General features: G+C 70.6%; 16 protein-coding genes. 13 read left to right on the top strand and 3 right to left on the bottom strand.

Annotation, left to right across the window (positions count from 1 at the left end; translation table 11 throughout):
* Positions 1 to 659: 659 nt before the first annotated feature.
* A complete protein-coding gene (locus tag ACZ3TS_RS37035; protein ID WP_467626328.1) occupies positions 660 to 2072 on the top strand; it encodes a hypothetical protein in 1413 nt (470 codons plus the stop codon).
* On the opposite strand, the gene ACZ3TS_RS37030 is transcribed toward ACZ3TS_RS37035, so the two are convergent.
* Positions 2069 to 3643: a Na+/H+ antiporter gene (locus ACZ3TS_RS37030; RefSeq protein ID WP_467626327.1), complete on the bottom strand. Its 1575-nt coding sequence runs from the start codon at positions 3641 to 3643 to the stop codon at positions 2069 to 2071. The genes ACZ3TS_RS37035 and ACZ3TS_RS37030 overlap by 4 nt on opposite strands.
* A gap of 237 nt (positions 3644 to 3880) precedes the next feature.
* On the opposite strand from ACZ3TS_RS37030, the gene ACZ3TS_RS37025 reads away from it, so the two are divergent.
* From ACZ3TS_RS37025 to ACZ3TS_RS37015, 3 genes are all read left to right on the top strand, one after another.
* Entirely contained in the window at positions 3881 to 6379 is a 2499-nt protein-coding gene (locus ACZ3TS_RS37025; protein WP_467626326.1) for a sensor histidine kinase, read from the top strand.
* On the top strand, positions 6376 to 7170 hold the full coding sequence (locus ACZ3TS_RS37020; RefSeq protein ID WP_467626324.1) for a DUF4118 domain-containing protein: 795 nt from the start codon (positions 6376 to 6378) through the stop codon (positions 7168 to 7170). The genes ACZ3TS_RS37025 and ACZ3TS_RS37020 overlap by 4 nt, the downstream gene beginning before the upstream one ends.
* A gap of 144 nt (positions 7171 to 7314) precedes the next feature.
* Positions 7315 to 9177 carry an NAD-binding protein gene (locus tag ACZ3TS_RS37015; RefSeq protein ID WP_467626323.1) on the top strand — a complete coding sequence of 621 codons (1863 nt, stop codon included), beginning with the start codon at positions 7315 to 7317 and terminating at the stop codon, positions 9175 to 9177.
* Between the two features lie 143 nt (positions 9178 to 9320).
* On the opposite strand, the gene ACZ3TS_RS37010 is transcribed toward ACZ3TS_RS37015, so the two are convergent.
* A complete protein-coding gene (locus ACZ3TS_RS37010) occupies positions 9321 to 9842 on the bottom strand; it encodes a hypothetical protein (protein ID WP_467626322.1) in 522 nt (173 codons plus the stop codon).
* A gap of 212 nt (positions 9843 to 10054) precedes the next feature.
* On the opposite strand from ACZ3TS_RS37010, the gene ACZ3TS_RS37005 reads away from it, so the two are divergent.
* From ACZ3TS_RS37005 to ACZ3TS_RS36975, 7 genes are all read left to right on the top strand, one after another.
* On the top strand, positions 10055 to 11896 hold the full coding sequence (locus tag ACZ3TS_RS37005; protein WP_467626320.1) for an APC family permease: 1842 nt from the start codon (positions 10055 to 10057) through the stop codon (positions 11894 to 11896).
* Between the two features lie 257 nt (positions 11897 to 12153).
* Positions 12154 to 12243 (top strand): K(+)-transporting ATPase subunit F, encoded by a 90-nt coding sequence (kdpF, locus tag ACZ3TS_RS37000; protein ID WP_037770757.1) that lies wholly within the window; start codon positions 12154 to 12156, stop codon positions 12241 to 12243.
* A 9-nt stretch (positions 12244 to 12252) separates the two neighbouring features.
* Positions 12253 to 13917 carry a potassium-transporting ATPase subunit KdpA gene (kdpA, locus tag ACZ3TS_RS36995; protein ID WP_467626319.1) on the top strand — a complete coding sequence of 555 codons (1665 nt, stop codon included), beginning with the start codon at positions 12253 to 12255 and terminating at the stop codon, positions 13915 to 13917.
* Complete coding sequence (gene kdpB, locus ACZ3TS_RS36990) at positions 13914 to 16043, top strand: potassium-transporting ATPase subunit KdpB (protein ID WP_467626317.1); 2130 nt, start codon at positions 13914 to 13916, stop codon at positions 16041 to 16043. Before kdpA ends, kdpB begins: the two co-directional genes overlap by 4 nt.
* 5 nt (positions 16044 to 16048) lie before the next feature.
* Complete coding sequence (locus ACZ3TS_RS36985) at positions 16049 to 16756, top strand: potassium-transporting ATPase subunit C (RefSeq protein ID WP_467626316.1); 708 nt, start codon at positions 16049 to 16051, stop codon at positions 16754 to 16756.
* A gap of 133 nt (positions 16757 to 16889) precedes the next feature.
* Positions 16890 to 17573, top strand: a complete 684-nt coding sequence (locus ACZ3TS_RS36980; protein WP_467626315.1) for a response regulator — start codon at positions 16890 to 16892, stop codon at positions 17571 to 17573.
* Between the two features lie 2 nt (positions 17574 to 17575).
* Positions 17576 to 20125, top strand: a complete 2550-nt coding sequence (locus ACZ3TS_RS36975; protein ID WP_467626313.1) for a DUF4118 domain-containing protein — start codon at positions 17576 to 17578, stop codon at positions 20123 to 20125.
* Positions 20126 to 20132: 7 nt separating this feature from the next.
* Here the strand turns inward: ACZ3TS_RS36975 and ACZ3TS_RS36970 are convergent, their stop codons facing one another.
* A complete protein-coding gene (locus tag ACZ3TS_RS36970) occupies positions 20133 to 20699 on the bottom strand; it encodes a universal stress protein (protein ID WP_467626312.1) in 567 nt (188 codons plus the stop codon).
* Positions 20700 to 21019: 320 nt separating this feature from the next.
* Between ACZ3TS_RS36970 and ACZ3TS_RS36965 the strand changes: the two genes are divergently transcribed.
* Both ACZ3TS_RS36965 and lysA read left to right on the top strand, forming a co-directional pair.
* Entirely contained in the window at positions 21020 to 21358 is a 339-nt protein-coding gene (locus ACZ3TS_RS36965) for an SAV_915 family protein (RefSeq protein ID WP_467626311.1), read from the top strand.
* A 13-nt stretch (positions 21359 to 21371) separates the two neighbouring features.
* On the top strand, positions 21372 to 22706 hold the full coding sequence (gene lysA, locus ACZ3TS_RS36960) for a diaminopimelate decarboxylase (RefSeq protein WP_467626310.1): 1335 nt from the start codon (positions 21372 to 21374) through the stop codon (positions 22704 to 22706).
* Positions 22707 to 22942: the final 236 nt, after the last annotated feature.

Below are 22942 nucleotides of genomic sequence, written 5' to 3'. Positions count from 1 at the left end.
GGTGTGGGGGGCGTGCGGGGGGGGCCGTCGGGGGGGGCGCGGGACGCTGGGACACGTTGGGGCGTTGCGGGTGGCCTGGGCCTGGGGCCGCGGGCGGGGGGGGGCGGGGCCCCCGCCACCGCACGGTGGCGCACGAGCGCCGGCGATGAGGCGACGACAGGACGCCGTGCGCGGATGCGCGCCCCCTCGGACACGGACCGGACCGCCTTCGCGTCAGGGCGGAGTGGGGACTCCGCTCGTCGGGAGGGGCCACTGACGTCCGTGGCCCCGGCGGCGGCCGACAGTGAATCTAGTCCCGCTCGCTGCTTCGGACGGCGTGAAGAACACCGAATTTGCGGCACTCATACGGCGCCACGAAGGCCGACGTCAAGGTGCCGTCAAATGGAGCTGATTCGCCATCAGAGAGTCGTCAAGGCGAGCCAGGGTGGCCGATTTTCGGTCGCAGACTGATCAGCAACGGGGGACGGGCGACCGTCCGTGGCAGTGACGTTGGAGGGACCGTGACCATCACGGCCGGATCAGCGCAGGGTCCTCGGACCGAGCAAGGAGCGCTGCCACGGACTGTGGTCGCCAAGCCCGGGGGCAGCCCCGGACCGCGAAGACGAGGGTATTCGCGGACGGCCGGACCGGGTCCGGGGCTGCGCCTGGGGCAGCGAGCCGTGGCCGTGCGGGCCGCTCTGCGCCGCCGCTTCTGGGCCACCGTGCCCGCGCGGCTGCGCCTTCTGCGCGCGGCCACGCTCCTGCTCGCCACCGCCGTGGCGGCGCTGCTGCTCGTCGCCGGGCTCGCCGCGAAAGGCACTTGGGACAGCGTCGCCGGACGGGACGCCCCGCGCACCACCAGCGCCGCCGACCTCAACCTCGCCCTGAACGACATGGACGCCCAGGCCGCCAACATTCTGCTGTCGAGCGGCGATGCGGGGAAGGGGCGTCTGCAGATCCCCTATGACAAAGCGGTCGGCTTCTACGGCAGCTCCCGGCGCGAGATCGGCCACGACCTGCGCACCCTCGCCGTCGCGGCCCAAGGCGACCAGGCCGGCGAGAAGACCGTCGAGAACCTGACCGATGACTTCGCCGAGTACCAGGAGCTGATCGGCCGCGCCCTGGAGAACGACGGGCACGCCGACGGCAAACCGGCCGCCCTGGCCGACTACCGCAAGGCGACCGACCTGCTGCAGGGCAAACTGCTGCCCGAGTCCCGCACACTGGTGGCTTCCAACGACCGTGCCTTCGACACGGAGTACACCGCTGCCCGTTCGACTCTCGCCGCCCAGCTGGCGGCCACCGCCGCGCTGAGCCTGCTCCTGCTGGTCGTTCTCGGTCTCCTCCAGTGGTACCTGGCCCGCCGCTTCCACCGGATCCTGAACCCGCCGCTCCTCGCCGGCACACTGTGCACCCTGCTCGCGGTGATCCTCGGCGCGCAGATGCTGACATCCTCGTCCGACGATCTGCGTGGCGCCCGCCGCGACGCCTTCGACTCCGTCATCGCCCTCTCCCGCGCGCGGGCCATCGCCTACGACGCCAACGCCGACGAGAGCCGCTACCTCCTCGACCCCCAGCGCCGCGAGCAGTACGCGGAATCGTTCCTCTCCAAGTCCCAGCAGCTTTACGGCATCCGAGGCGCGACCCTCGACACATACGACGACGGGCTGTCCACCAGCTGGCGGACGTACGAGACCGATCACCATGACCTGCGCTTCACCGGCGAGTTCCGGCGTGAGCTGGACAACATCACCTTCCCGGGCGAGCGGGCCGCGGCGGAAAGGACGGTGGACACGTACGCCGTCTACCAGCGTGATGACCGCAAGATCCGCGCCTTGCTGGCGGCCGGGAAGGAACGCGAGGCGGTGGAGTTCTGCATGGACTGGAAACCCGGCACCTCCAACGCGCACTTCGGCACCTGGATGGCCGCCCTGGACAAGGTGACGGACATCAACCGCGCCCACTTCACCTCGTCGGTGCGGGACGGCCGGGCGGCGGTGAGCGGCCTGCTTCCCTGGGCGGGCGGCCTGCTGCTCGCGGCGATGGCCCTCACCGCGCTGGGGCTGCGGCCGCGGCTGGCGGAGTTCCGTTAGGCATCCGCCAGCCTCGCCTCTTCCAGGTCCAGGGACCGTTGGAGGCGGCGGCGGGTGGTGTCGCTGATGCGGTGGGTGTCGTACAGGCGCTGCAGTTCCGACGTCTCGACGGCGATCAGGTCGCGGCGCAGCTGGCGGTAGACGAGGTCGGCCGATTCGGTGGCGACGGCGGTGCCGTTGTGCTCGGCGAGGCGGTCACGGGCGTCCTCCAGTCGGGCGTTCAGGCCGCGGCGCAGCCGGTCCAGGACGATGTCCGGTACGGCCTCCAGCTCGGCCAGTTCCTCAAGACGGGCGAGCCCGGCATGGGCGAGGTGGGAGCGGGCCTGGGTCTCCTCGCGGGCGGTGTGGGCGGGTTCCAGGGCGATGCCGGAGGCGCGGACGACCGGGGCGAGCGTGAAGCCCTGTCCGACGAGGGTGACGACCACGACGGAGGTGGTCAGGACCAGGACCAGTGGCCGGTCGGTGAGCGGGGTGCCGTTCTTGGCGATCTCGGGTATGGACAGGGCGGCAGCCAGCGGCATCACGCCGCGGGTGCCCGCCCAGGTCAGGACCATCGGTATGCGCCAGTTCAGGCGGCCGATCCCGCCCTTGCGCTGGACGACCGCCGACAGCGGCGCGAGCCAGAGCAGGCGTACGGCGATGAGGGTGGCGGCGACGGCGAGGGCGTAGAGAGGCCAGGCCCGGTCACCGTCGGCCAAGGACCGCACCTGCGCCGGCAGGGCCAGCCCTATCAGGGAGAAGACGACACTCTCCAGCAGGAACACCACCGTGCCGTACACGGCGTGCAGCTGGAGTCGTATGCGGGCGTTGGTGAGCCGGTCGCCGTGCCCGCCCAGGATCACGCCGGCGACCACGCAGGAGGTCACGCCGGAGGTGTGCGCGGCCTCTGCGAGCAGATATGAGGCATACGGGGTGACCAGGGCGATCACCGTCTCCAGGACCGGATCCTCGGTGCGCCGCCGGATGAGCGTGACCACGCCGGCCACCGCCGCTCCGATCACCGTGCCGCCGCCGGCCAGCAGCAGGAACTGGCCACCCGCCGCGCCCCAGTTCGCCGCCGCCGAGGCGATCGCGATGCCCGCCGCGACCCGGACCAGCACCAGGGAGGTGGCGTCGTTGAACAGGCTCTCCGCCTGGACCAGGACCTGCACCCTGGGCGGCAGGGCGAGCCGGCGGCCGAGGGCGGTGACCGCCACCGGGTCGGTGCTGGCCAGCACCGCGCCCAGGACGAACGCCATCTGCCAGGACAGCGGCGTGACCAAGGCGGCCACCGCGCCGACGGCCGCTGCCGAGGCGAGCACCAGGCCGATGGCGAGGATCCCGACCGGCTTCCACACCCCGCGCAGCTCCCGCCAGGGCATGTCCTCGGCGCTCGCGTACAGCAGCGGCGGCAGGACGACCAGGCCGATGATCTCGGGGCTGATCTCGATCTGGGGGGTGCCCGGCAGCAGCGCCACCGCGAGGCCGGCGACGACCAGCAGGGAGGGGGCGGGTATGTGCCAGCGGCGGGCGAAGGTCGCCACCACGGTGGCAAGGATGACCAACGCGAGTACCGTGCCGACGCTCCGCATGCCGTCCCCCTGGGGCTGAAAAAGGGAGCCGCCCTGGCTCCCCTGCCGACCAGACTTCCCGGCACACCTGCCCTCACCCTATCGGCCCAGGTCACGCCAAGGCAGTGTCAAGGTCCTCGGGATCGGCGCCAAGGAAGCGCTAAGACGTATCCCGGACGGCCCTCGAAAGGGCTTCCTTAGGAGCAGCCCCTTTCACCGTGGGGGAGTTGATCCAGTGAGCGGAGCGCGTCGGCAGCGATGAGTGACGTACGACCCGGACGACTGAAGGTCTACCTCGGCGCGGCCCCGGGGGTCGGCAAGACCTACCGGATGCTCGACGAGGGGCGCCGCCGCGCTGCCCGAGGGGCGGACGTGGTGGTCGGCTTCGTGGAGTGCCATGGCCGCCCGCACACGGAGGCGATGCTCGACGGCCTGGAGGTCGTCCCCCGTGCGTCCTGCACCTATCGCGGCGGGGGCTTCCAGGAGATGGACCTGGCAGCGGTGCTCGCCCGGCGCCCGCAGGTGGCGATCGTCGACGAGATCGCGCACAGCAACATCCCGGGCGAGGGCCGCAACGCCAAGCGGTGGCAGGACATCGACGCCCTTCTCGCCGTCGGCATCGACGTGATCACCGCGGTGAACATCCAGCACCTGGAGTCCCTCAACGACGTCGTCGAGAAGATCACCCGTGTCCCGCAGCACGAGACCGTGCCCGACGAGGTCGTACGCCGGGCCTGGCAGATCGAGCTGGTGGACATGCCGCCCGAGGGGCTGCGGCGCCGCATGGCGCACGGAAACATCTACGCCCCCGAGAAGATCGACGCGGCTCTCGCGAACTACTTCCGGCCCGGCAATCTGACCGCGCTGCGGCAGCTGGCCCTGTTGTGGGTGGCCGACCGGGTGGACGAGGCGCTGCAGGAGTACCGCTCGGCGCACGGCATCGGCGGCGTCTGGGAAACCCGCGAGCGGGTGGTCGTCGCCCTGACCGGAGGGCCGGAAGGGGACACGCTGGTCCGGCGGGCCGCCCGGATCGCCGCGCGGTCGGCCGGCGGCGATCTGCTCGCGGTGCACGTGACCCGCAGCGACGGCCTGGCCGGCGGCGTTTCGGCCGCCTCGCTGGCCCGGCAGCGCCGGCTGGTGGAGGACCTCGGCGGCAGCTATCACTCGGTGGTCGGCGACGACGTGGCCACGGCACTGGTGGAGTTCGCGCGTGCTGAGAACGCCACCCAGCTGGTGCTGGGCACCAGCCGGCGTGGCCGGCTGCAGCGGTTCCTGACCGGACCCGGAACGGGGGAGACCGTGACGGAGCTGTCCGGCGACATCGACGTCCACCGCGTCACCCATGAACGGGCCGGACGCGGCACCCTGCTGCCGTCCCGGCGGCGCACGCTGTCCACGGCGCGGCTGATCGCCGGACCGGTGGCCGGCCTCGTGCTGCCGGTGCTGCTCACCGCCGGTCTCGCCCAGCTGCGCGGAACGCTGGACCTGACCAGCGAGGCCCTGCTGTTCCTGCTGGCCGTGGTGGGGGTGGCCTGCATAGGCGGGGTCGCCTCGGCGGTGATCGCGTCGGTGACGGCATCGCTGCTGCTCAACTACTGGTTCGTCCCACCCATCGGATCCTTTACTCTGCACGACGCGAACGCCCTGCTGGCGCTGGCCGTGTTCGCGGTCGTCGCGGCCACCGTGGCCGCCGTCGTCGACCGCTCCCTACGGCTGTCCCGGCGCTCGGCGCGGGCCACCGCCGAGGCGGAGACGATGTCGTCGCTGGCCGGGACGATCGTGCGCGGGGAGGCGACGATTCCGGCCCTGCTGGAGCGGACGCGCGAGACCTTTGGCATGGAGTCGACCGAGCTGGCGGACGAGCCACCCGATTCCGACGGAGCCACCGTGGTGCCGGCCGGTCCGGGGACGTACCTGGTGCTGCGCGGCCGTACCCTCTCCTCCTCTGAGCGGCGGGTGCTGGCCGCGTTCGCCGCGCACGTCAACTCCGCGGTGGAGCGGGCCCGGCTCGCCGAGGCGGCGGCCGAGGTCGAGCCCGTGAAGGCCGCCGACCGGCTGCGTACGGCCCTGCTGCGGGCCGTCGGCCATGACCTGCGGACCCCGCTCGCCGCCGGGTGGGCCGCCGTCACCTCACTGCGCAGCCGGGACGTCGCCTTCTCCGAGGAGGACCGCGACGAGCTCCTCGCCACCGCCGACGAGTCCATGGCCAAGCTCAACCGCCTGGTGGAGAACCTCCTAGACCTCAGCCGCCTGGAGGCCGGCGCCCTCACTCTTGATCTGCGGGCGACCTCCCTGGAGGAGGTCCTGCCCATGGCACTGGTCGACGTGCCGGAGGTCGAGGTCGCCGACGTCGAGGACATCCCGGCCGTGCTGGCCGACCCGCCGCTGCTCGAACGCGTGATCGCCAACCTGGTCGGCAACGCCGCCCGCCACACCCCACCGGGGCGGAAGGTGATGGTCACTGCCAGCGCCCTGGCCGGCCAGGTGGAGCTGCGAGTCGTGGACCGAGGGCCGGGGCTGCCTCAGACCGACCGCGAGCGGATCTTCGAGCCCTTCCAGCGGCTCGGCGACACCGACAACACCACAGGACTCGGCCTCGGCCTGGCCCTCGCCCGGGGGCTGACCGAGGCGATGAACGGCACCCTCAGCCCCGAGGACACGCCCGGCGGCGGCCTTACGATGGTCGTGTCGCTGCCGATCTCCGACCAGAGCGTAGGGGCCGAACCCACCGAGCAGAGCGCAGGAGGTGCGCGATGAGCACGGAGACAGGCGCCTGGAGGCTCCACCGCACACACAGTCCCGCTCACCCCTGGCCACTGAGGGACCGGCTCGCCCTGGCGGCCGGCCTGGGCGCCCCGTTCCTGGTGGCGCTCGCCCTCGTCCCGTTCCGTACGAGCCTGTCGCACACGAACGCCGCCCTGATCCTCGTCGTGGTGGTCGTGGCGGTGGCCGCGCTGGGCAGTCGCACGGCGGGTGTGGTCGCGGCCCTGTCGGCGGCGGCCTGGTTCGACTTCTTCCTCACCCGGCCGTACCAGACCTTCGACATCAACGCCTCAGCGGACATCGAAACGGCGGTACTGCTGCTGGTCGTCGGCGTGATCGTCTCCCAGCTCGCGGCCCACGCCCGCCGACTGGAAGTCATGACCGTGACCGACGCGGACCACCTGGCGCGCATCCACCGGACCGCCGCGTTGGCCCAGTCCGCCAACTCGGCGGACACCGTGGTCGATCACGTCCGCACCGAGTTGACGGACCTGCTCGACCTGCGCGCCTGCCGCTTCGAGTACGGCAGCCTGGTAGGCAGGCCGCCGCGCCTGGAGAAGGACGGCAGCGTGATGGTCGGCCGGCGCAGCTGGAACCCCGACACCGACGGCTGGCCCGAGGGCGAGATCGAACTCCGGGCGTACGGCAACGGCCGCTACCTCGGCCGTTTCCTGCTCAGCCCCGGACCGGGCGCCGTACCCCCACTCCAGGCGCGGCTCGTCGCCGTCACCCTGGCCGACCAGACGGGCGCCGCGCTGGACACGGCAGGGCCGGTACGCGGGTGATGAGGCAAGCTCGGCGGATTCCCTGACGGGATCCTGACGCCGGACGGGCCGCCCGGTGGAACGACGTCGTACCTCCCGCCGTTCCTCTCTGATGTGACGTCAACTCTCCATCTCCGGCCGGAACTTGGACAGCGTTCGCAGCACATGGTGATCTGCGGTGACGACGGACTCGCGCACCGGCTCGCCCTCGAACTGGACGCCGTGTGCGGTGAGGTCGTCACCGTGGTGGTGCCGTCCCGGGACGACGAGTACGGCGCGGGGATCGCCGCGCTGCACGAGGATCCCCGGTCGCCGGTGGAGCAGCTCGTCTCCGTACGCCCGGACGAGCGGGCCCTGCGGGCCGCCGGGGTGGAGCGGGCCGCCGCGCTCGCCCTCACCTACCGCGACGACCAGGTCAACATGACCGCCGCCCTGCTGGCCCGCACCCTCAACCCGTCGATACGGCTGGTGGTGCGAATGTTCCACCGCGAGCGCGGCCAGCACTTGGAGCGCCTGCTGGACCGGGCCGCGGGTCTGTCCGGGGAGACGGTGCAGGACACCTCCACCACGGTGCTGTCCGACGCCGACACCGCCGTACCCGAACTCGTCGCGGCAGCCGCCGTCGGCCACGGGCACACCCTTCAGGTCGAGGGCAAGGTCTTCCGAGGCGTCGTCCGCCCGGCCGGGACACCGGCGCAGGCCACCGACCTGGCCACGCTCGCCGTACTGTCCGGTGCCCACCAGGACGACCCGGCGAGCCAGGACAGCCCGGAGACCCCCGGCGAGGAGGGCACCCAGCTGCTGCCGGACACCCGGACCGCGTACCACCGTCAGTTCACGCACGGCCGGCTGATGCTCGAGGAGGTCACCCATCAGCACGCGCTCGAAGCGGCGCCCAGACGACTGCGCGTCCGCCCCGGCGCCTGGCTGCGGGCACGGCTCGCGCACCTGCCGTTAAGGGTGTTTCTCTCCCGTGAGGTCACGGCCGTCTTCGGCGCGCTCGGCGCGATGGTGCTGGCCCTGGCCGCCGCCACGGCGCTGTTCGCGGACGAGCACCCGTGGTGGAAGAACCTGTACCTGCCGATGCTGGACATCTTCACGATGGGCGACCCGGCCACCGCCGAGCCCGTCGCCCGCCGCATCCTCCAGCTGGTGGCGGGTTTCGTGGGCCTGGCCGTGTTGCCGCTCGTCGTGGCCGCCACACTGAACGCCACCGAAGCCTTCCGCGCAGCCTCCGCGAGCCATCCGCCCGACGAGGACACGACCGGCCACATCGTCCTCGTCGGCCTCGGGAAGATCGGTACGCGGGTGCTGGCCCGGCTGCGCACCACGGACCACCAGGTCGTGGTGATCGAACGTGATCCGCACGCGCGGGGCGTCGCGTTCGCGCGGGAACTGGGCGTACCGCTGATCCTGCAGGATGCCACCGCTCCCGGCGTGCTCGACCTGGCCCGCGTCCGGCGCAGTAGCTCGCTGCTGGTCCTGACCCGCGACGACGGCCAGAACCTGGACATAGTCATGGCCGTCCGGGAGAGCAACCCCGCCGTGCGCGTGGTCATGCGGCTGTACGACGACGATCTGGCGGCGACCGTCCAGCGGACCCTGCGCGCCTCGTACCCGGACGCGCTCACCCGCAGCCGAAGCGTTTCCGCACTGGCCGCACCGTCCTTCGCCGCCGCCATGATGGGCCGCCACGTGCTGGGCGTGATGCCAGTGGAGCGGGGCTCGCTGCTGTTCACCTGCGTGGACGTGGCCGGGCATCCCGAACTGGAAGGGCGGTCGGTGCATGAGGCGTTCCGGGAGAACGAGTGGCGGGTGCTCGCCGTCGGTGCCGCGGGAGCTGCCGCGGACCCGTCGTCCATGGACACCCTCACCGGTCTGCGTCTGGACCGGTCGGGCTTCGACTGGCGTCCGTCGCAGGGCCGCGTGTTGAGGGCCGGTGACCGAGTGGTCCTGGCGACGACGCGGCGCGGGCTGGACATCCTCATGACAGGAGTGCAGCCGCATCCGGCGAACCGGAGGGACTGAGCCCTGACCAGCCCGTAGTTGGCGGGGCGGGTTCCGCTATGGCTGCCGGTGTCCAGCCGTTCATCCGCTTCAGCGGAACCCTGCCCTGAACACACCATCGAGCAGCGTGACCAGCGGCCGCGACAGACTCCGGAGCAGTACCACTAGTCCAGCCCGGACGCCTTGAACACGGCCCGTGCCGTCTCGCGGTCCATGCGGGCCGACAGGCGGCGCAGCGCGGTCTGCCCGCACAGCAGCAGGCCGTCGGCCGCCGCTTTGCGCGCGCCCTCGTGCAGGCGGAACCACAGGTGCGGGTTGCGCACCAGGACCTCGGGATCGATGTGGACCCGGCCGCCCATCGCGTCCCGCAGCACGAGCTGCGGGGAGACGCCGTCCAGGCAGCGAACCGACACCAGCAAGTCCGTCCGCACACGCTGCTCGCGCACCAGTCGGCGTGAGGCCAGCCAATTCCGGCCTGCGGACACACGGGCGGGGAAAAGCACGACGAACAGCAGCCCGGCGAGTGCGCACCACAGCGCGGTGCGCCACAGGGCAATTCTGCCGGTGCCCCAGTCGACCAGGAGCAGCAGGGCGAGCAGAACGCCGGCGCAACGGACGGCGCTCCTCAACTGCCTCGTCCAGTCGAGGTCGTTCGCCACCTCACCGGACCCGTCAGGGCGTGCCATGGCGGACACCGTAGTCACCGGGAGAGCCCGAGCGACGGACCTTGATACGGCTCTGACGGAGACGGCCGCCAAGATCGCGTCAAAGTCGGCTGGATGGGCGCGAAGATGCCGCAAGGAAGGGCCGGAAGCGGCTGGAAACGGTCAGAACCTGAGTGCACTCGCGTACCTCTCAACCATCGTGCGCAGCGGAAAGAAGTAAGGAGCACGCACCCATGTCCGTTCTGACCACTGAGCAGCCGGATGCCGTTCCCGCCGGCGAGGAGCCGCCTGATACCGGGGAGCGGCATCGGCTGACCGCCGTTACGGGGCTCGCGGCGCTGTCGCTGGACGCGATGGCGTCGGTGGCGTACGGCCCGGAGGCGATCGTCCTGGTCCTGGCCGGCGCGGGTGCGCACGGTCTCGGTTTCACGATGCCGGTGACGCTGGCCATCGCGGCCCTGCTGGCGGTGCTGGTGGCCTCCTACCGGCAGGTGATCGCGGCCTTCCCGGACGGCGGCGGGTCGTACGCCGTGGCGAAGACGCACCTGGGGGCGCGGACCAGCCTGGTGGCCGCCGCCTCGCTGGTGCTGGACTACGTGCTTAACGTCGCCGTCGCGGTGACGGCGGGTGTGGCGGCCCTGACCTCCGCCTTCCCCTCCCTCTACGGCGACCGGCTGTGGCTGTGCCTGGCGGTGCTCGCGTTGATCACTGCGGTGAACCTGCGCGGGATCGTGGAGTCCGCGAAGGCGTTCATCGTCCCGACGGTCGTCTTCGTCGGCTCGATCTTTGTGCTCATCGCTGTCGGCCTGTTCCGCTCCCACCCGGTGAGCACGGCTACCGCGGCCGGGCACGCCTCGGTTGTTGCGGACAACGCCTCCTCCGTGGGCGCGCTGCTTCTGCTGAAAGCTTTCGCTTCGGGGTGTGCCGCGCTGACCGGCGTGGAGGCCATCGCCAACGCAGTCCCGTCCTTCCGGGTGCCGCGGGTGCGCCGGGCCCAGCGCGCGGAAATCGCCCTGGGCGCCGTACTGGGTCTGATGTTGATCGGCCTGTCGGTGCTGATCGGCCGCTTCCACCTCCAGCCGGTGGCTGGTGTCACGGTCCTCGCCCAGCTCGCGGACGCCTCCCTCGGCCACAACTGGGCGTTCTACGTCATCCAGTTCGCGACGATGATCCTGCTCGCGCTCTCCGCCAACACCTCCTTCGGCGGCCTGCCGGTGCTGCTCAAGCTGCTTGCCCGCGACAACTACGCCCCGCACGTCTTCGCCCTGAAGGCCGACCGCCAGGTGCACCGGCACGGTGTTCTGGCCCTCGCCGTTGCCTCGGCCGCGCTGCTGGTCTTCTCCGGCGGCGACACCAACACCCTGGTGCCGATGTTCGCCATCGGTGTCTTCGTCGGCTTCACGATCGCCCAGGTGGGGATGGTCCGGCACTGGCGGCTGGAGCGGGGGCCGGGATGGCGCGGGAAGGCGCTGTTGAACGGCTTCGGCGCGGTCCTCACCGGCGTCGCGAGCGTCGTTGTCACGGTGAGCAAGTTCGCCGAGGGGGCGTGGCTGATCGTCGTCGCGCTCCCGCTGCTGGTGGCCGGCTTCGGGATCGTCCACCGCGCCTACGGCCGGATCGGTGAGCGCCTCGGGCTCGGCCGCATCCCGGAGACCCCGCACCGCGAGCGGTCGCTGGTCGTCGTCCCGGTGTCCACCCTGTCCCGGCTGACCTCGGAGGCCCTCACCGCGGCCGCCTCCCTTGGTGACGAGGTGCGCGCCGTGACCGTCTGCTACCCGGACCCCGAGGACCGGGCCCAGCTGCACGCGCTGGAGCGCGCCTGGGCGCAGTGGGACCCGGGCGTGGAACTGGTTCGGCTGGCGTGCGAGCGGCGCAGCCTGGGCCGCCCCATCGCCGCGTACGTCCGTGAGGTGGCCGCCGCCGAGCCCGGCACCCGGGTCACCGTGCTGATCCCGGAGGCCGAGCCGGAGCGGCTGTGGCAGCGGCTGCTGCAGAACCAGCGGGGTGCGGTCGTCGCGCACGCGGTGCGGGGGGAGACGGACGCGGTGATCTGCAGGCTTCGCTTCCGGCTGTGAGCCAGGTCACCGGCTGTCACACCTGCCTACCGACCGGTACGGGTCAGCGGCCGTAAGAGTCCCGTCAAAGGTGCCCTGATGGCCGTATGAGGGTCGTCAACGGACGACCAGAACCGGCCAGAGACGCGCTTTCCTCTTACACGTCCGATTCACCGAACCTCACTCCAGGAGTTCGCGATGGCCGATCTGGCCTTCGTCGTCACCGTGCTCGCGGGTTTCGCGCTGGTGGCCCTTGTCGCCAAGGGGGTGACGAAGCTGTGACCGTCGAAAACGTCGTCGGCCTGGTCGTGGCCGTCGCCCTGCTGGGCTATCTCGTCCTCGCCCTGATCTTCCCGGAGAGGTTCTGAGAAACAGATATGGGCCCTGAACTCGCCGGCGTGCTCCAGCTGATCGCCCTCATCGGCGCACTGGCGCTCGCCTACGTTCCCCTCGGCAACTACATGGCCAAGGTCTACTCCTCGCACAAGCACCTGCGCGTCGAGAAGTGGATCTACAAGGCCATCGGTGCCAACCCTGACACCGAGATGACCTGGCCCGCGTACCTGCGCGGTGTGCTGGCCTTCTCCGCCGTCAGCGTCCTCTTCCTCTACCTGCTCCAGCGGCTCCAGGGCGTGCTGCCCGGCTCGATGGGCTTCTCCTCGGTCAACCCGGCGCAGTCGTTCAACACGGCCGTGTCCTTCGTGACCAACACCAACTGGCAGTCGTACTACGGCGAGCAGACCATGGGTCACGTCGTACAGACCGCCGGTCTGACCGTGCAGAACTTCGTCTCCGCCGCGGTGGGTATCGCGGTCGCGGTAGCGCTCGTGCGTGGTTTCGCCCGCTCGCGCACCGGTGAGCTGGGCAACTTCTGGTCCGACCTGGTGCGCGGCACGCTGCGCATCCTGGTGCCGGGCGCGGCGATCGCCGCGGTGATCCTGGTCGCCTGCGGCGCCATCCAGAACTTCTCCGGCATCCACGAGGTCGGCCAGTTCATGGGCGGCTCGCAGCAGTGGAACGGCGGCGCGGTCGCCTCGCAGGAGGCGATCAAGGAGTTCGGCACCAATGGTGGCGGCTACTTCAACGCCAACTCCGCCCACCCCTTCGAGAACCCCACCCCGTTCACCAACCTCTTCGAGATCTTCCTGCTCCTGGTGATCCCGTTCTCGCTGACCCGCACCTTTGGCGTGATGGTCGGGAACGTGAAGCAGGGTTACGCGATCCTCGCCACGATGTTCACCATCTGGCTGGGCTTCGTCGCCCTGATGATGTGGACCGAGTTCGCCCACCACGGCCCGGCGCTCCAGGCGGCCGGCGGCGCGATGGAGGGCAAGGAGGTCCGGTTTGGGGTCGGCTCGTCGTCGATCTTTGCCGTCTCCACGACCCTCACCTCGACCGGCGCGGTGGACTCCTTCCACTCCTCCTTCACCGGCCTGGGCGGCGGTATCGCCATGCTCGGCATGATGCTGGGCGAGATCGCGCCCGGCGGTACCGGCTCCGGCCTGTACGGCATGCTGATCATGGCCGTGATCGCGGTGTTCATCGCCGGTCTGATGGTCGGCCGTACGCCCGAGTACCTGGGCAAGAAGATCGGCGGCCGCGAGATGAAGCTCGCCGCCTGCTACATCCTCATCACCCCCGCCCTGGTGCTGGTCTTCACGGCCGCCTCGATGGCCCTGCCGACCCCGCCGCACTCGATGCTCAACTCCGGTGCGCACGGGTTCTCCGAGGTGCTGTACGCGTTCACCTCCGCGTCGAACAACAACGGTTCGGCCTTCGCCGGTCTGAACGCGAACACCGACTGGTACAACACCATGACCGGGCTCGCGATGCTGCTCGGCCGCTTCCTGCCGATGGTGTTCGTGCTGGCGCTGGCCGGCTCGCTCGCCGAGCAGAAGCCGGTGCCGGTGACCGCGGGCACCCTGCGCACCGAGAAGCCGCTGTTCACCGGTCTGCTGGTGGGCGCGATCCTGATCATCACCGGTCTGACCTACTTCCCGGCTCTCGCGCTGGGTCCGCTGGCCGAGGGGCTGGCGTCATGACGACCGACATCAAGAAGCACGAGGACTCCATGTCCACTCCCACCCTTGCGCCCCACCAGGACGCGCCGACCGGGCACAAGCCCGCCGAGGGCCGTGTCGGAGCGGGCCTCTTCGACCCCAAGGCGCTGGTCAAGTCGCTGCCGGACGCCTTCCGCAAGCTCGATCCGCGGGTGATGGTCAAGTCGCCCGTGATGTTCGTGGTGTGGATCGGCTCCATCCTGACCACTGTCTTCTCCTTCCAGCACCCGGGCCAGTGGTTCGGCTGGACCATCAGCGCCTGGCTGTGGCTGACGGTGATCTTCGCCAATCTGGCGGAGGCGGTGGCCGAGGGCCGGGGCAAGGCGCAGGCGGACACCCTGCGCAAGGCCAAGACCGACACGGTCGCCCGCCGGCTGCTGAAGGACGGCTCCGAGGAGCAGGTCCCCGGCACCGTGCTGACCATCGGTGACCTGGTGGTCTGCGAGGCCGGCGACATCATCCCCGGTGACGGCGATGTCGTCGAAGGCGTGGCCAGCGTCGACGAGTCGGCGATCACCGGTGAGTCCGCTCCGGTCATCCGCGAGTCCGGCGGTGACCGTTGCGCTGTCACGGGCGGTACGAAGGTGCTGTCCGACCGGATCGTCATCAAGATCACGACGAAGCCCGGTGAGACCTTCATCGACCGGATGATCAACCTGGTCGAGGGCGCCGCCCGGCAGAAGACGCCGAACGAGATCGCGCTGAACATCCTGCTCGCCTCGCTGACGATCGTGTTCCTGCTCGCGGTCGCGACCCTGCCACCGTTCGCCACCTTCGCCCACACGCACCTGACCATGGTCGTGCTGGTGGCTCTGCTGGTCTGCCTGATCCCGACCACGATCGGCGCCCTGCTCTCCGCGATCGGCATCGCGGGCATGGACCGCCTCGTGCAGCGCAATGTGCTCGCCATGTCCGGGCGTGCCGTCGAGGCCGCCGGTGACGTGTCGACCCTGCTGCTGGACAAGACCGGCACCATCACCCTCGGCAACCGCCAGGCCGCCGAGTTCGTGCCGGTCAAGGGCACCACCGAGGCGGAGGTCGCCGACGCAGCCCAGCTGTCCTCGCTGGCCGACGAGACCCCCGAGGGCCGCTCCATCGTCGTGCTGGCGAAGGAGAAGTACGGGCTGCGCGAGCGGCACCAGGGCGAGCTGGTCGGCGCCGAGTGGATCGAGTTCACCGCCCAGACCCGTATGTCGGGGGTCGATGTGGACGGGAGGAAGATCCGCAAGGGCGCCACGGCCTCGGTCATCGCCTGGGTGAAGGAGGAAGGCGGCACCGTCGCGGAGGACGCCGACGCCATAGCGAACCGCATCTCCGAGGCGGGCGGTACCCCGCTGCTCACCGCCGTCAAGGACGACAAGGGCGCTCGGATGCTGGGTGTCATCTACCTGAAGGACGTCGTCAAGGAGGGCATGCGGGAGCGGTTCGAGGAGCTGCGCCGCATGGGCATCAAGACGGTCATGATCACGGGTGACAACCCGCTGACCGCCAAGGCGATCGCCGAGGAGGCGGGCGTCGACGACTTCCTCGCCGAGGCCACTCCCGAGGACAAGATGGCCCTGATCAAGCGGGAGCAGGCCGGCGGCAAGCTGGTCGCGATGACCGGCGACGGCACCAACGACGCGCCCGCGCTCGCCCAGGCGGACGTCGGCGTGGCGATGAACACCGGTACGTCGGCCGCCAAGGAGGCCGGCAACATGGTCGACCTCGACTCCAACCCGACCAAGCTGATCGAGATCGTGGAGATCGGCAAGCAGCTGCTGATCACGCGCGGTGCGCTGACGACGTTCTCCATCGCCAACGACGTCGCGAAGTACTTCGCGATCATCCCGGCGCTGTTCGCGGCGGTCTACCCGGGCCTGGACAAGCTCAACATCATGCACCTGTCCTCGCCGAACTCCGCGATCCTGTCGGCCGTCATTTTCAACGCGCTGATCATCATCGCGCTGGTGCCGCTGTCCCTGAAGGGCGTGCGCTACCGGCCGATGAGCGCCGACAAGATGCTGCGCCGGAACCTCGGGATCTACGGCATCGGCGGACTGATCGCCCCGTTCATCGGCATCAAGATCATCGACCTGCTCATCTCCCTCATCCCCGGAATCGGCTGATCGCCATGAACAACTCGGTTACCAACACCGTCCGGCTGCTCGGGGCGGGCCTGCGCGCCCTCCTCGTGCTGACCCTGGTGACGGGCGTCATCTACCCGCTGGTCGTCACCGGCATCGCCCAAGGGCTGTTCAGCAACAAGGCGAACGGCTCCGAGATCAAGGCAGACGGCAAGGTCGTCGGCTCGTCCCTGATCGGGCAGGCGTACAACCTGCCGCTGAAGCAGGGCCAGCAGACCCCGGACCCGGACCTGAAGTGGTTCCAGGGCCGCCCGGCCAACGGCCTCGGCGCCAACAGCGTCAACACGCAGTACAAGCTGATCCTGTCCGGCGCCACCAACCTGTCCGCCGACAGCGGCGCTGTGAACGGCAAGTGCCCGGACAAGCCCGACGACGGCACGCTCTGCGCCCAGGTGCTCGCCGCCAAGGGCGCCGTGGTGAAGGACAACTCGGTGCCCGGCTACACCGTGAAGTCGTCGGACGTCCCCGCGGACGCGGTGACCTCCTCCGGCTCCGGCCTGGACCCGGCGATCTCCCCGGAGTACGCCGAACTCCAGGTGCACCGGGTCGCCGCGAAGAACGGCCTTTCGGTCGACCAGGTCGAGAAGCTGGTCAAGGACCACACCACCGGCCGCACCCTCGGCTTCATCGGTGAGCCGCAGGTGAACGTCCTGGAACTCAACATCGCGCTCAAGGCCCTCGCAGCAAAGCGGTGACGGTCTTACGCGACCCACACGGGAGTCGGCGGTCCGGTACGCAACCCGGGACCGCCGGCTCCCGCAGCCATGACGTCGGTCGCCCTGCCTCTGGCGCGTGCGGCGCGACGTATGACAGGAGAGGCACACACCCATGACCAGGGTGCTCGTGGTGGAGGACGACCCGCAGCTGGTGCGGGCCCTCGTCATCAACTTGCAGGCACGTCACTACGGGGTGGACGCGGCCCCCGACGGGGCCACGGCCCTCCGGCTCGCCGCCGCGCGCCAGCCCGACGTGGTCCTGCTCGACCTCGGCCTGCCCGACATGGACGGCGTCGACATCATCAAGGGGCTGCGCGGCTGGACCCGCGTGCCGATCATGGTGCTGTCCGCCCGCCAGGCGTCCGACGAGAAGGTCGCCGCCCTTGACGCCGGCGCCGACGACTACGTCACCAAGCCGTTCAGCATGGACGAGCTGTTGGCCAGGCTGCGGGCGGCCGTCCGCCGGACGGAGGACACACCGCTGGTTCCCGAGACGACGCTCGTGGAGACGGATGCCTTCACCCTGGACCTGCTGGCGAAGAAGGTCGTACGGGACGGGCGGGATGTGCGGCTGACCCCGACCGAGTGGCACCTGCTGGAGATCCTCGTCACCAATCCGGGACGGCTGATCACCCAGAAGCAGCTCTTGCAGGAGGTCTGGGGTGTCACGCAGAGCAACAAGACGAACTACCTGCGCGTCTACATGGCCCAGCTGCGGCGCAAACTGGAAACCGACCCTTCCCACCCCCGCTATCTGATCACTGAGCCCGGCATGGGCTATCGCTTCGAAGGGTGAACATGGCACGCGGCAAGCTCCGGATCTACCTCGGCGCGGCACCCGGCGTCGGCAAGACGTACGCCATGCTGTCGGAGGCGCACCGCCGTATCGAGCGGAGCACCGACTGTGTCGTGGCCTTCGTGGAGCATCACCACCGGCCGCGTACGGAGGTGATGCTGCACGGCCTGGAACAGGTGCCGCGCAAGGAGATCGAGTACCGGGACGCCGTCTTCACCGAGATGGACGTCGACGCCGTACTGCGGCGCGCCCCCGCCGTCGTCCTCGTGGACGAACTGGCGCACACCAACATCCCCGGCTCGCGCAACGCCAAGCGCTGGCAGGACATCGAGGAGCTGCTCGCCGCCGGCATCGACGTAATCTCCACGGTCAACATCCAGCACCTGGAGTCACTGGGCGACGTGGTCGAGTCGATCACCGGCATCCGCCAGCAGGAGACCGTGCCGGACGAGGTTGTACGGCGCGCCGACCAGATCGAACTGGTCGACATGTCCCCGCAGGCCCTGCGCCGCCGTATGGCGCACGGAAACATCTACAAGTCGGACAAGGTCGACGCGGCCCTGTCCAACTACTTCCGGCCCGGCAATCTGACGGCGCTACGGGAGCTGGCCCTGCTCTGGGTGGCCGACCGGGTTGACGAGTATCTGAACGAGTACCGCAGCGAGCACCGCGTCTCGACCATCTGGGGTTCGCGCGAGCGGATCGTGGTCGGGCTGACCGGCGGCCCCGAGGGGCGCACCCTCATACGGCGTGCGGCCCGCCTGGCGGAGAAGGGCGCCGGCGGAGAAGTCCTCGCCGTCTACATCTCCCGCAGCGACGGCCTCACCGCAGCCTCCCCGAAGGAACTCGCCGACCAGCGCACCCTCGTCGAGGACCTCGGCGGCACCTTCCACCACGTCGTCGGCGACGACATACCCGTCGCGCTGCTGGACTTCGCGCGCGGCGTCAACGCCACCCAGATCGTCCTCGGCGTCTCCCGCCGCCGCAGCTGGCAGTACGTCTTCGGACCCGGCGTCGGCGCCACCGTCGCCCGGGACTCCGGCCCCGACCTCGACGTCCACCTCATCACCCACGACGAGGCGGGCAAGGGACGGGGACTGCCAGCGGCGCGCGGCGCCCGCCTCGGCCGCTCCCGGCTCATCTGGGGCTGGGCCGTCGGCGTACTCGGCCCGGCCCTGCTGACCTGGCTGCTCACCAGCGCCACCCCCGACGTCGGCCTCGCCAACGACATGCTCCTGTTCCTGACGCTGACGGTGGCGGCGGCCCTGCTGGGCGGCCTCTTCCCGGCGCTGGCCTCCGCAGTGGTCGGCTCGCTGCTGCTGAACTGGTACTTCACCCCGCCGGTCCACACCTGGACGATCGCCGACCCGAAGAACATCGTCGCCATTGCGGTGTTCTTCGGGGTCGCCGTGTCCGTGGCCTCGGTGGTGGACCTCGCGGCCCGCCGCACCCACCAGGCGGCCCGCCTGCGCGCCGAGTCGGAGATCCTGTCCTTCCTCGCGGGCAACGTCCTGCGCGGTGAGACCACCCTGGAGGCGCTGCTGGAACGGGTCCGCGAGACCTTCGGCATGGAGTCGGTGGCCCTGCTGGAGCGCTCCGGCGAGACGGCTCCCTGGACCTGCGCCGGCAGCGTGGGACCCCGGCCGGCCGAGATCCCGGAGGACGCCGACGTCGACGTACCCGTCGGCGACCACGTGGCCCTGTCCTTGCGCGGCCGGGTGCTGCCCGCCGCCGACCGCCGGGTGCTGGCCGCGTTCGCCGCGCAGGCCGCCGTCGTCCTGGACCGCCAGCGGCTGCAGAGCGAGGCCGACCGGGCAAAGGAACTGGCCGAGGGAAACCGCATCCGCACCGCGTTGCTCGCCGCCGTCAGCCACGACCTGCGCACCCCGCTCGCCGGTATCAAGGCCGCCGTCACCTCGCTCAGGTCGGATGACGTCGAGTGGTCCGCACAGGACCAGGCGGAACTGCTGGAGGCCATCGAGGAGGGCGCCGACCGGCTCGACCACCTCGTCGGCAACCTGCTCGACATGTCCCGCCTGCAGACCGGCACGGTCACCCCGATCATCCGCGAGACCGACCTGGACGAGGTCGTTCCCATGGCGCTCGGCGGGGTCCCCAATCCGGAGGAGTGGGTGGAACTGGACATCCCCGAGATCCTGCCCATGGTCCACGTCGACCGGGGACTGCTGGAGCGGGCCGTCGCCAACGTCGTCGAGAACGCCGTCAAATACAGCCCACCGGGGGAGAAGGTCCTGATCTCCGCGAGCGCTCTCGCCGACCGGGTCGAAGTACGGGTCGTCGACCGTGGGCCCGGCGTCCCGGACGAGGCCAAGGACCGCATCTTCGAACCCTTCCAGCGGTACGGCGACGCGCCCCGCGGTGTCGGAGTCGGACTCGGCCTCGCGGTCGCCCGGGGCTTCACTGAAGCCCTCGGTGGCACGCTGCACGCCGAGGACACACCCGGCGGCGGCCTCACCATGGTGCTCGCCCTGCCGACGGCAACGGGCCCCCGACCGGGACAGCCGGACCTACCGGCGGCGGCCACCACCTGAGCACACCTCAGGCGCCTGGCGGCACCCTCTCGAACTCCCTGTGCATGTCCCCGGTGTCCAGCCGCAGCCGCCAGGTGTTGCGGCGGTGCACGGCCGCCAGCGCGGCCTGCAGCGGCGACGGTGGCACCGCGAGGACGGGACAGGCGGCGTGGGCCAGGCAGCAGCGGCCGACCGACGGCCACAGGGCCCGGTGCAGCCGGCCCCGCCGTCCGGCACCGACCACCAGGAGGTCGTCCTCCCGGTCGGCGATCCGTACGAGCACCGGCCCCGGGGCGCCCCGCGCGACGAGCGCCTGACCGGGCAGACCGGTGTCCACGCTGCCGAACACCTCACGCAGCGCCCCGACGAGCCTCTCCCGCGCCAGCCGCTCCCACTCCGGGACCATGGCGGTCGCGACCGGTGTCCTGCGGGCGGTCGGGTCCCCACCCGGGGGCTCCCACGCCAGCACCGGCCAGAGCTCGGCCCCTCTGCGCCGTGCCTCCTCGGCCGCCTGGCCCAGCGCGGTGAGGCTGCCCAGCGAGCCGCTCACTCCCACCACGACGCGGGCGGCTGAGGACGGGCGGTACTTGGACATCTCATTCACCGTTCTGCACACGCCGACGGAAGGGTTCACGGCCGGCGATTCTCCTGGGAACCGCTTCCATCTCACCCCGGCACCGCGGCTTTCGAACAGTCCGTACGCCAGTTCTTGGCGTCCTTCTGACGACCCTTTCCGTGCCCTCTGACCTGGGGCGTCAGCGTCCCGTCAAGGTCGCCCCGAACGTCGTCAGCGTCCCGTCAGGGCATGCCCGGGACCCCGGGGCACCGGGCATAACGTCGACGGCGAGCCCCGGTCAGCCTCCCCGCGTCCGGGGCGATCACACCCCTCACTCCCTGCCTTTCCGGAGGCACCCCATGGCAGAACTCCTTTACGGCGAAGACCCCGAGCCCTCCGATCCCTTCCCGGCCGGACCCCTGTACGTCCCGGTCCGGCCGGGTCTCTGCGGATGTGCCGCCCGGCTCTTCCGAACCCCACTCGGCGAGCGGACCGCCGTCGGCTTCACCTCCGATTGCCGGCTGACCGCCACCCTCGGCCCCGATCAGGCGTGGATCTGGCTCGCCGAGCCTGCCCTCCGTGCCCTGACCGCCCCACTTGGCGTCACCACCGTCACGGTGGACCCGCAGTTCACCGCCCCGGCCCCCACGCCGGTCGCCCACGTGATGCCCGCACTGCGGATCGCAAAGATCGTCTGAGAGGGAAAGCGCGATGACCACGGTTCACGAACCCACCGCGACCAGCAGGTTCACCGATCTGTCGGTGTGGCCCGCCTCGACCACCGAGTCCCCCCACGGAGACCTCACCGTCGGCGGCGTACCGCTCGCCGAACTGGCCGACCGCTTCGGCACCCCCGTCTACGTCCTGGACGAGGCCGAGGTCCGCGACCGCTGCCGTACCTACCTGAACGCCTTCCCCGACGCCGAAGTGCTCTACGCCGCCAAAGCGTTCCTGTGCCGGGCCATGGCCCACTGGATGGACGAGGAGCTCCTCGGCCTCGACGTCTGCTCGGCCGGCGAACTCGAACTCGCCGTCAACACCGGCTTCCCGCCCGAACGGATCGTGCTGCACGGCAACGCCAAGTCCCCGCGTGACCTGGACACCGCCCTGCGCCTCGGTGTCGGCCGGATCGTCATCGACAGCCCCTCGGAAATCGCGCGCCTGGCCGCCGCCGTCGGCCCGGACGGCCACCAGAAGGTGATGGTCCGGGTGGTACCCGGTATCACCGCGGGCGGCCACGAGAAGATCCGCACCGGCACCGACGACCAGAAGTTCGGCCTCAGCATCTCCGACGGCTACGCCCAGCACGCCATCGCCCGCATACTCGACCAACCTCAGCTCGAACTCACCGGCTTGCACTGTCATTTGGGCTCGCAGATCACATCCGTCAAGCCGTACCTGGTCGCAGTACGCCGGATGGTCGGCCTGATGACCCGATTGCACGAGCAGCACGGCCTGATCCTGCCCGAGCTCGACCTCGGCGGCGGCCACGGCATCGCCTACCGCCCCGGCGAGGAGGCCCTGGACCTGACAGCACTGGCCCGCAAGGTCCGCGTGGAACTCGCCGACGCCTGCGCCACCGCAGGACTTCCGGTACCCCGCCTGATCATCGAGCCGGGCCGGGCCATCGCGGGCCCGGCAGGGGTCGCCCTGTACCGCGTCCTGACCGTCAAACACTCGGGTGACCACGTCTTCGTAGCCGTCGACGGCGGCATGAGCGACAACCCGCGGCCGGCCCTGTACGGCGTCCGATACGCACCGCGACTGGTGGGTCGGCACAGCGCCGCGGCCACTGCCCCGGTCACCGTGGTCGGCCGGCACTGCGAGGCGGGCGACGTGCTGGCCGCGGACGTGGAACTCCCCGCTGACGTTCGCCCCGGTGATCTGCTCGCCGTACCGGTGTCCGGCGCCTACCACCTGTCCATGGCCTCCGGCTACAACCTCGTCGGCCGCCCTCCGGTGGCCGCCGTACGCGACGGCCTCGCCCGCCTCCTGGTCCGACGAGAATCCCTGGAGGACATCCGCAGCCGCGACGTGGGTCTGTAGCCGACACACCTTTGATCTCCCGGGCGGGCCGGTCTTCCCTCCCTCGCCGACCGACCCGCCCGGGCACCTACAGGGAGGGGCAGCCGTCGAACAGGCTGTCCTGGGGTGGGCACCCGTGAACGGGTGGAGGGGGTCGTCGTGCTGTCAATCCCCTGGTTTCGTAGAGACCTCTCCTATGCGGCCTGGCACCTCTGGTCGCTCTTCTTGCGTGCTTCGGTGATGGTCCGTTCGAACTC

The organism is Streptomyces sp. NPDC022910 (assembly GCF_055561075.1).
The sequence above is the reverse complement of the archived record's forward strand: the minus strand, read 5'-3'. Positions and strand labels throughout refer to the sequence as shown.

Bases quoted from the DNA above. Each gene is read 5' to 3' on its own strand.
- ACZ3TS_RS37030 (WP_467626327.1), bottom strand. From the start codon at position 3,643: ATGCGGAGCGTCGGCACGGTACTCGCGTTGGTCATCCTTGCCACCGTG.
- ACZ3TS_RS37025 (WP_467626326.1), top strand. From the start codon at position 3,881: ATGAGTGACGTACGACCCGGACGACTGAAGGTCTACCTCGGCGCGGCC.
- ACZ3TS_RS37020 (WP_467626324.1), top strand. From the start codon at position 6,376: ATGAGCACGGAGACAGGCGCCTGGAGGCTCCACCGCACACACAGTCCC.
- ACZ3TS_RS37015 (WP_467626323.1), top strand. From the start codon at position 7,315: ATGGTGATCTGCGGTGACGACGGACTCGCGCACCGGCTCGCCCTCGAA.
- ACZ3TS_RS37010 (WP_467626322.1), bottom strand. From the start codon at position 9,842: ATGGCACGCCCTGACGGGTCCGGTGAGGTGGCGAACGACCTCGACTGG.
- ACZ3TS_RS37005 (WP_467626320.1), top strand. From the start codon at position 10,055: ATGTCCGTTCTGACCACTGAGCAGCCGGATGCCGTTCCCGCCGGCGAG.
- kdpA (WP_467626319.1), top strand. From the start codon at position 12,253: ATGGGCCCTGAACTCGCCGGCGTGCTCCAGCTGATCGCCCTCATCGGC.
- kdpB (WP_467626317.1), top strand. From the start codon at position 13,914: ATGACGACCGACATCAAGAAGCACGAGGACTCCATGTCCACTCCCACC.
- ACZ3TS_RS36985 (WP_467626316.1), top strand. From the start codon at position 16,049: ATGAACAACTCGGTTACCAACACCGTCCGGCTGCTCGGGGCGGGCCTG.
- ACZ3TS_RS36980 (WP_467626315.1), top strand. From the start codon at position 16,890: ATGACCAGGGTGCTCGTGGTGGAGGACGACCCGCAGCTGGTGCGGGCC.
- ACZ3TS_RS36975 (WP_467626313.1), top strand. From the start codon at position 17,576: ATGGCACGCGGCAAGCTCCGGATCTACCTCGGCGCGGCACCCGGCGTC.
- ACZ3TS_RS36970 (WP_467626312.1), bottom strand. From the start codon at position 20,699: ATGTCCAAGTACCGCCCGTCCTCAGCCGCCCGCGTCGTGGTGGGAGTG.
- ACZ3TS_RS36965 (WP_467626311.1), top strand. From the start codon at position 21,020: ATGGCAGAACTCCTTTACGGCGAAGACCCCGAGCCCTCCGATCCCTTC.
- lysA (WP_467626310.1), top strand. From the start codon at position 21,372: ATGACCACGGTTCACGAACCCACCGCGACCAGCAGGTTCACCGATCTG.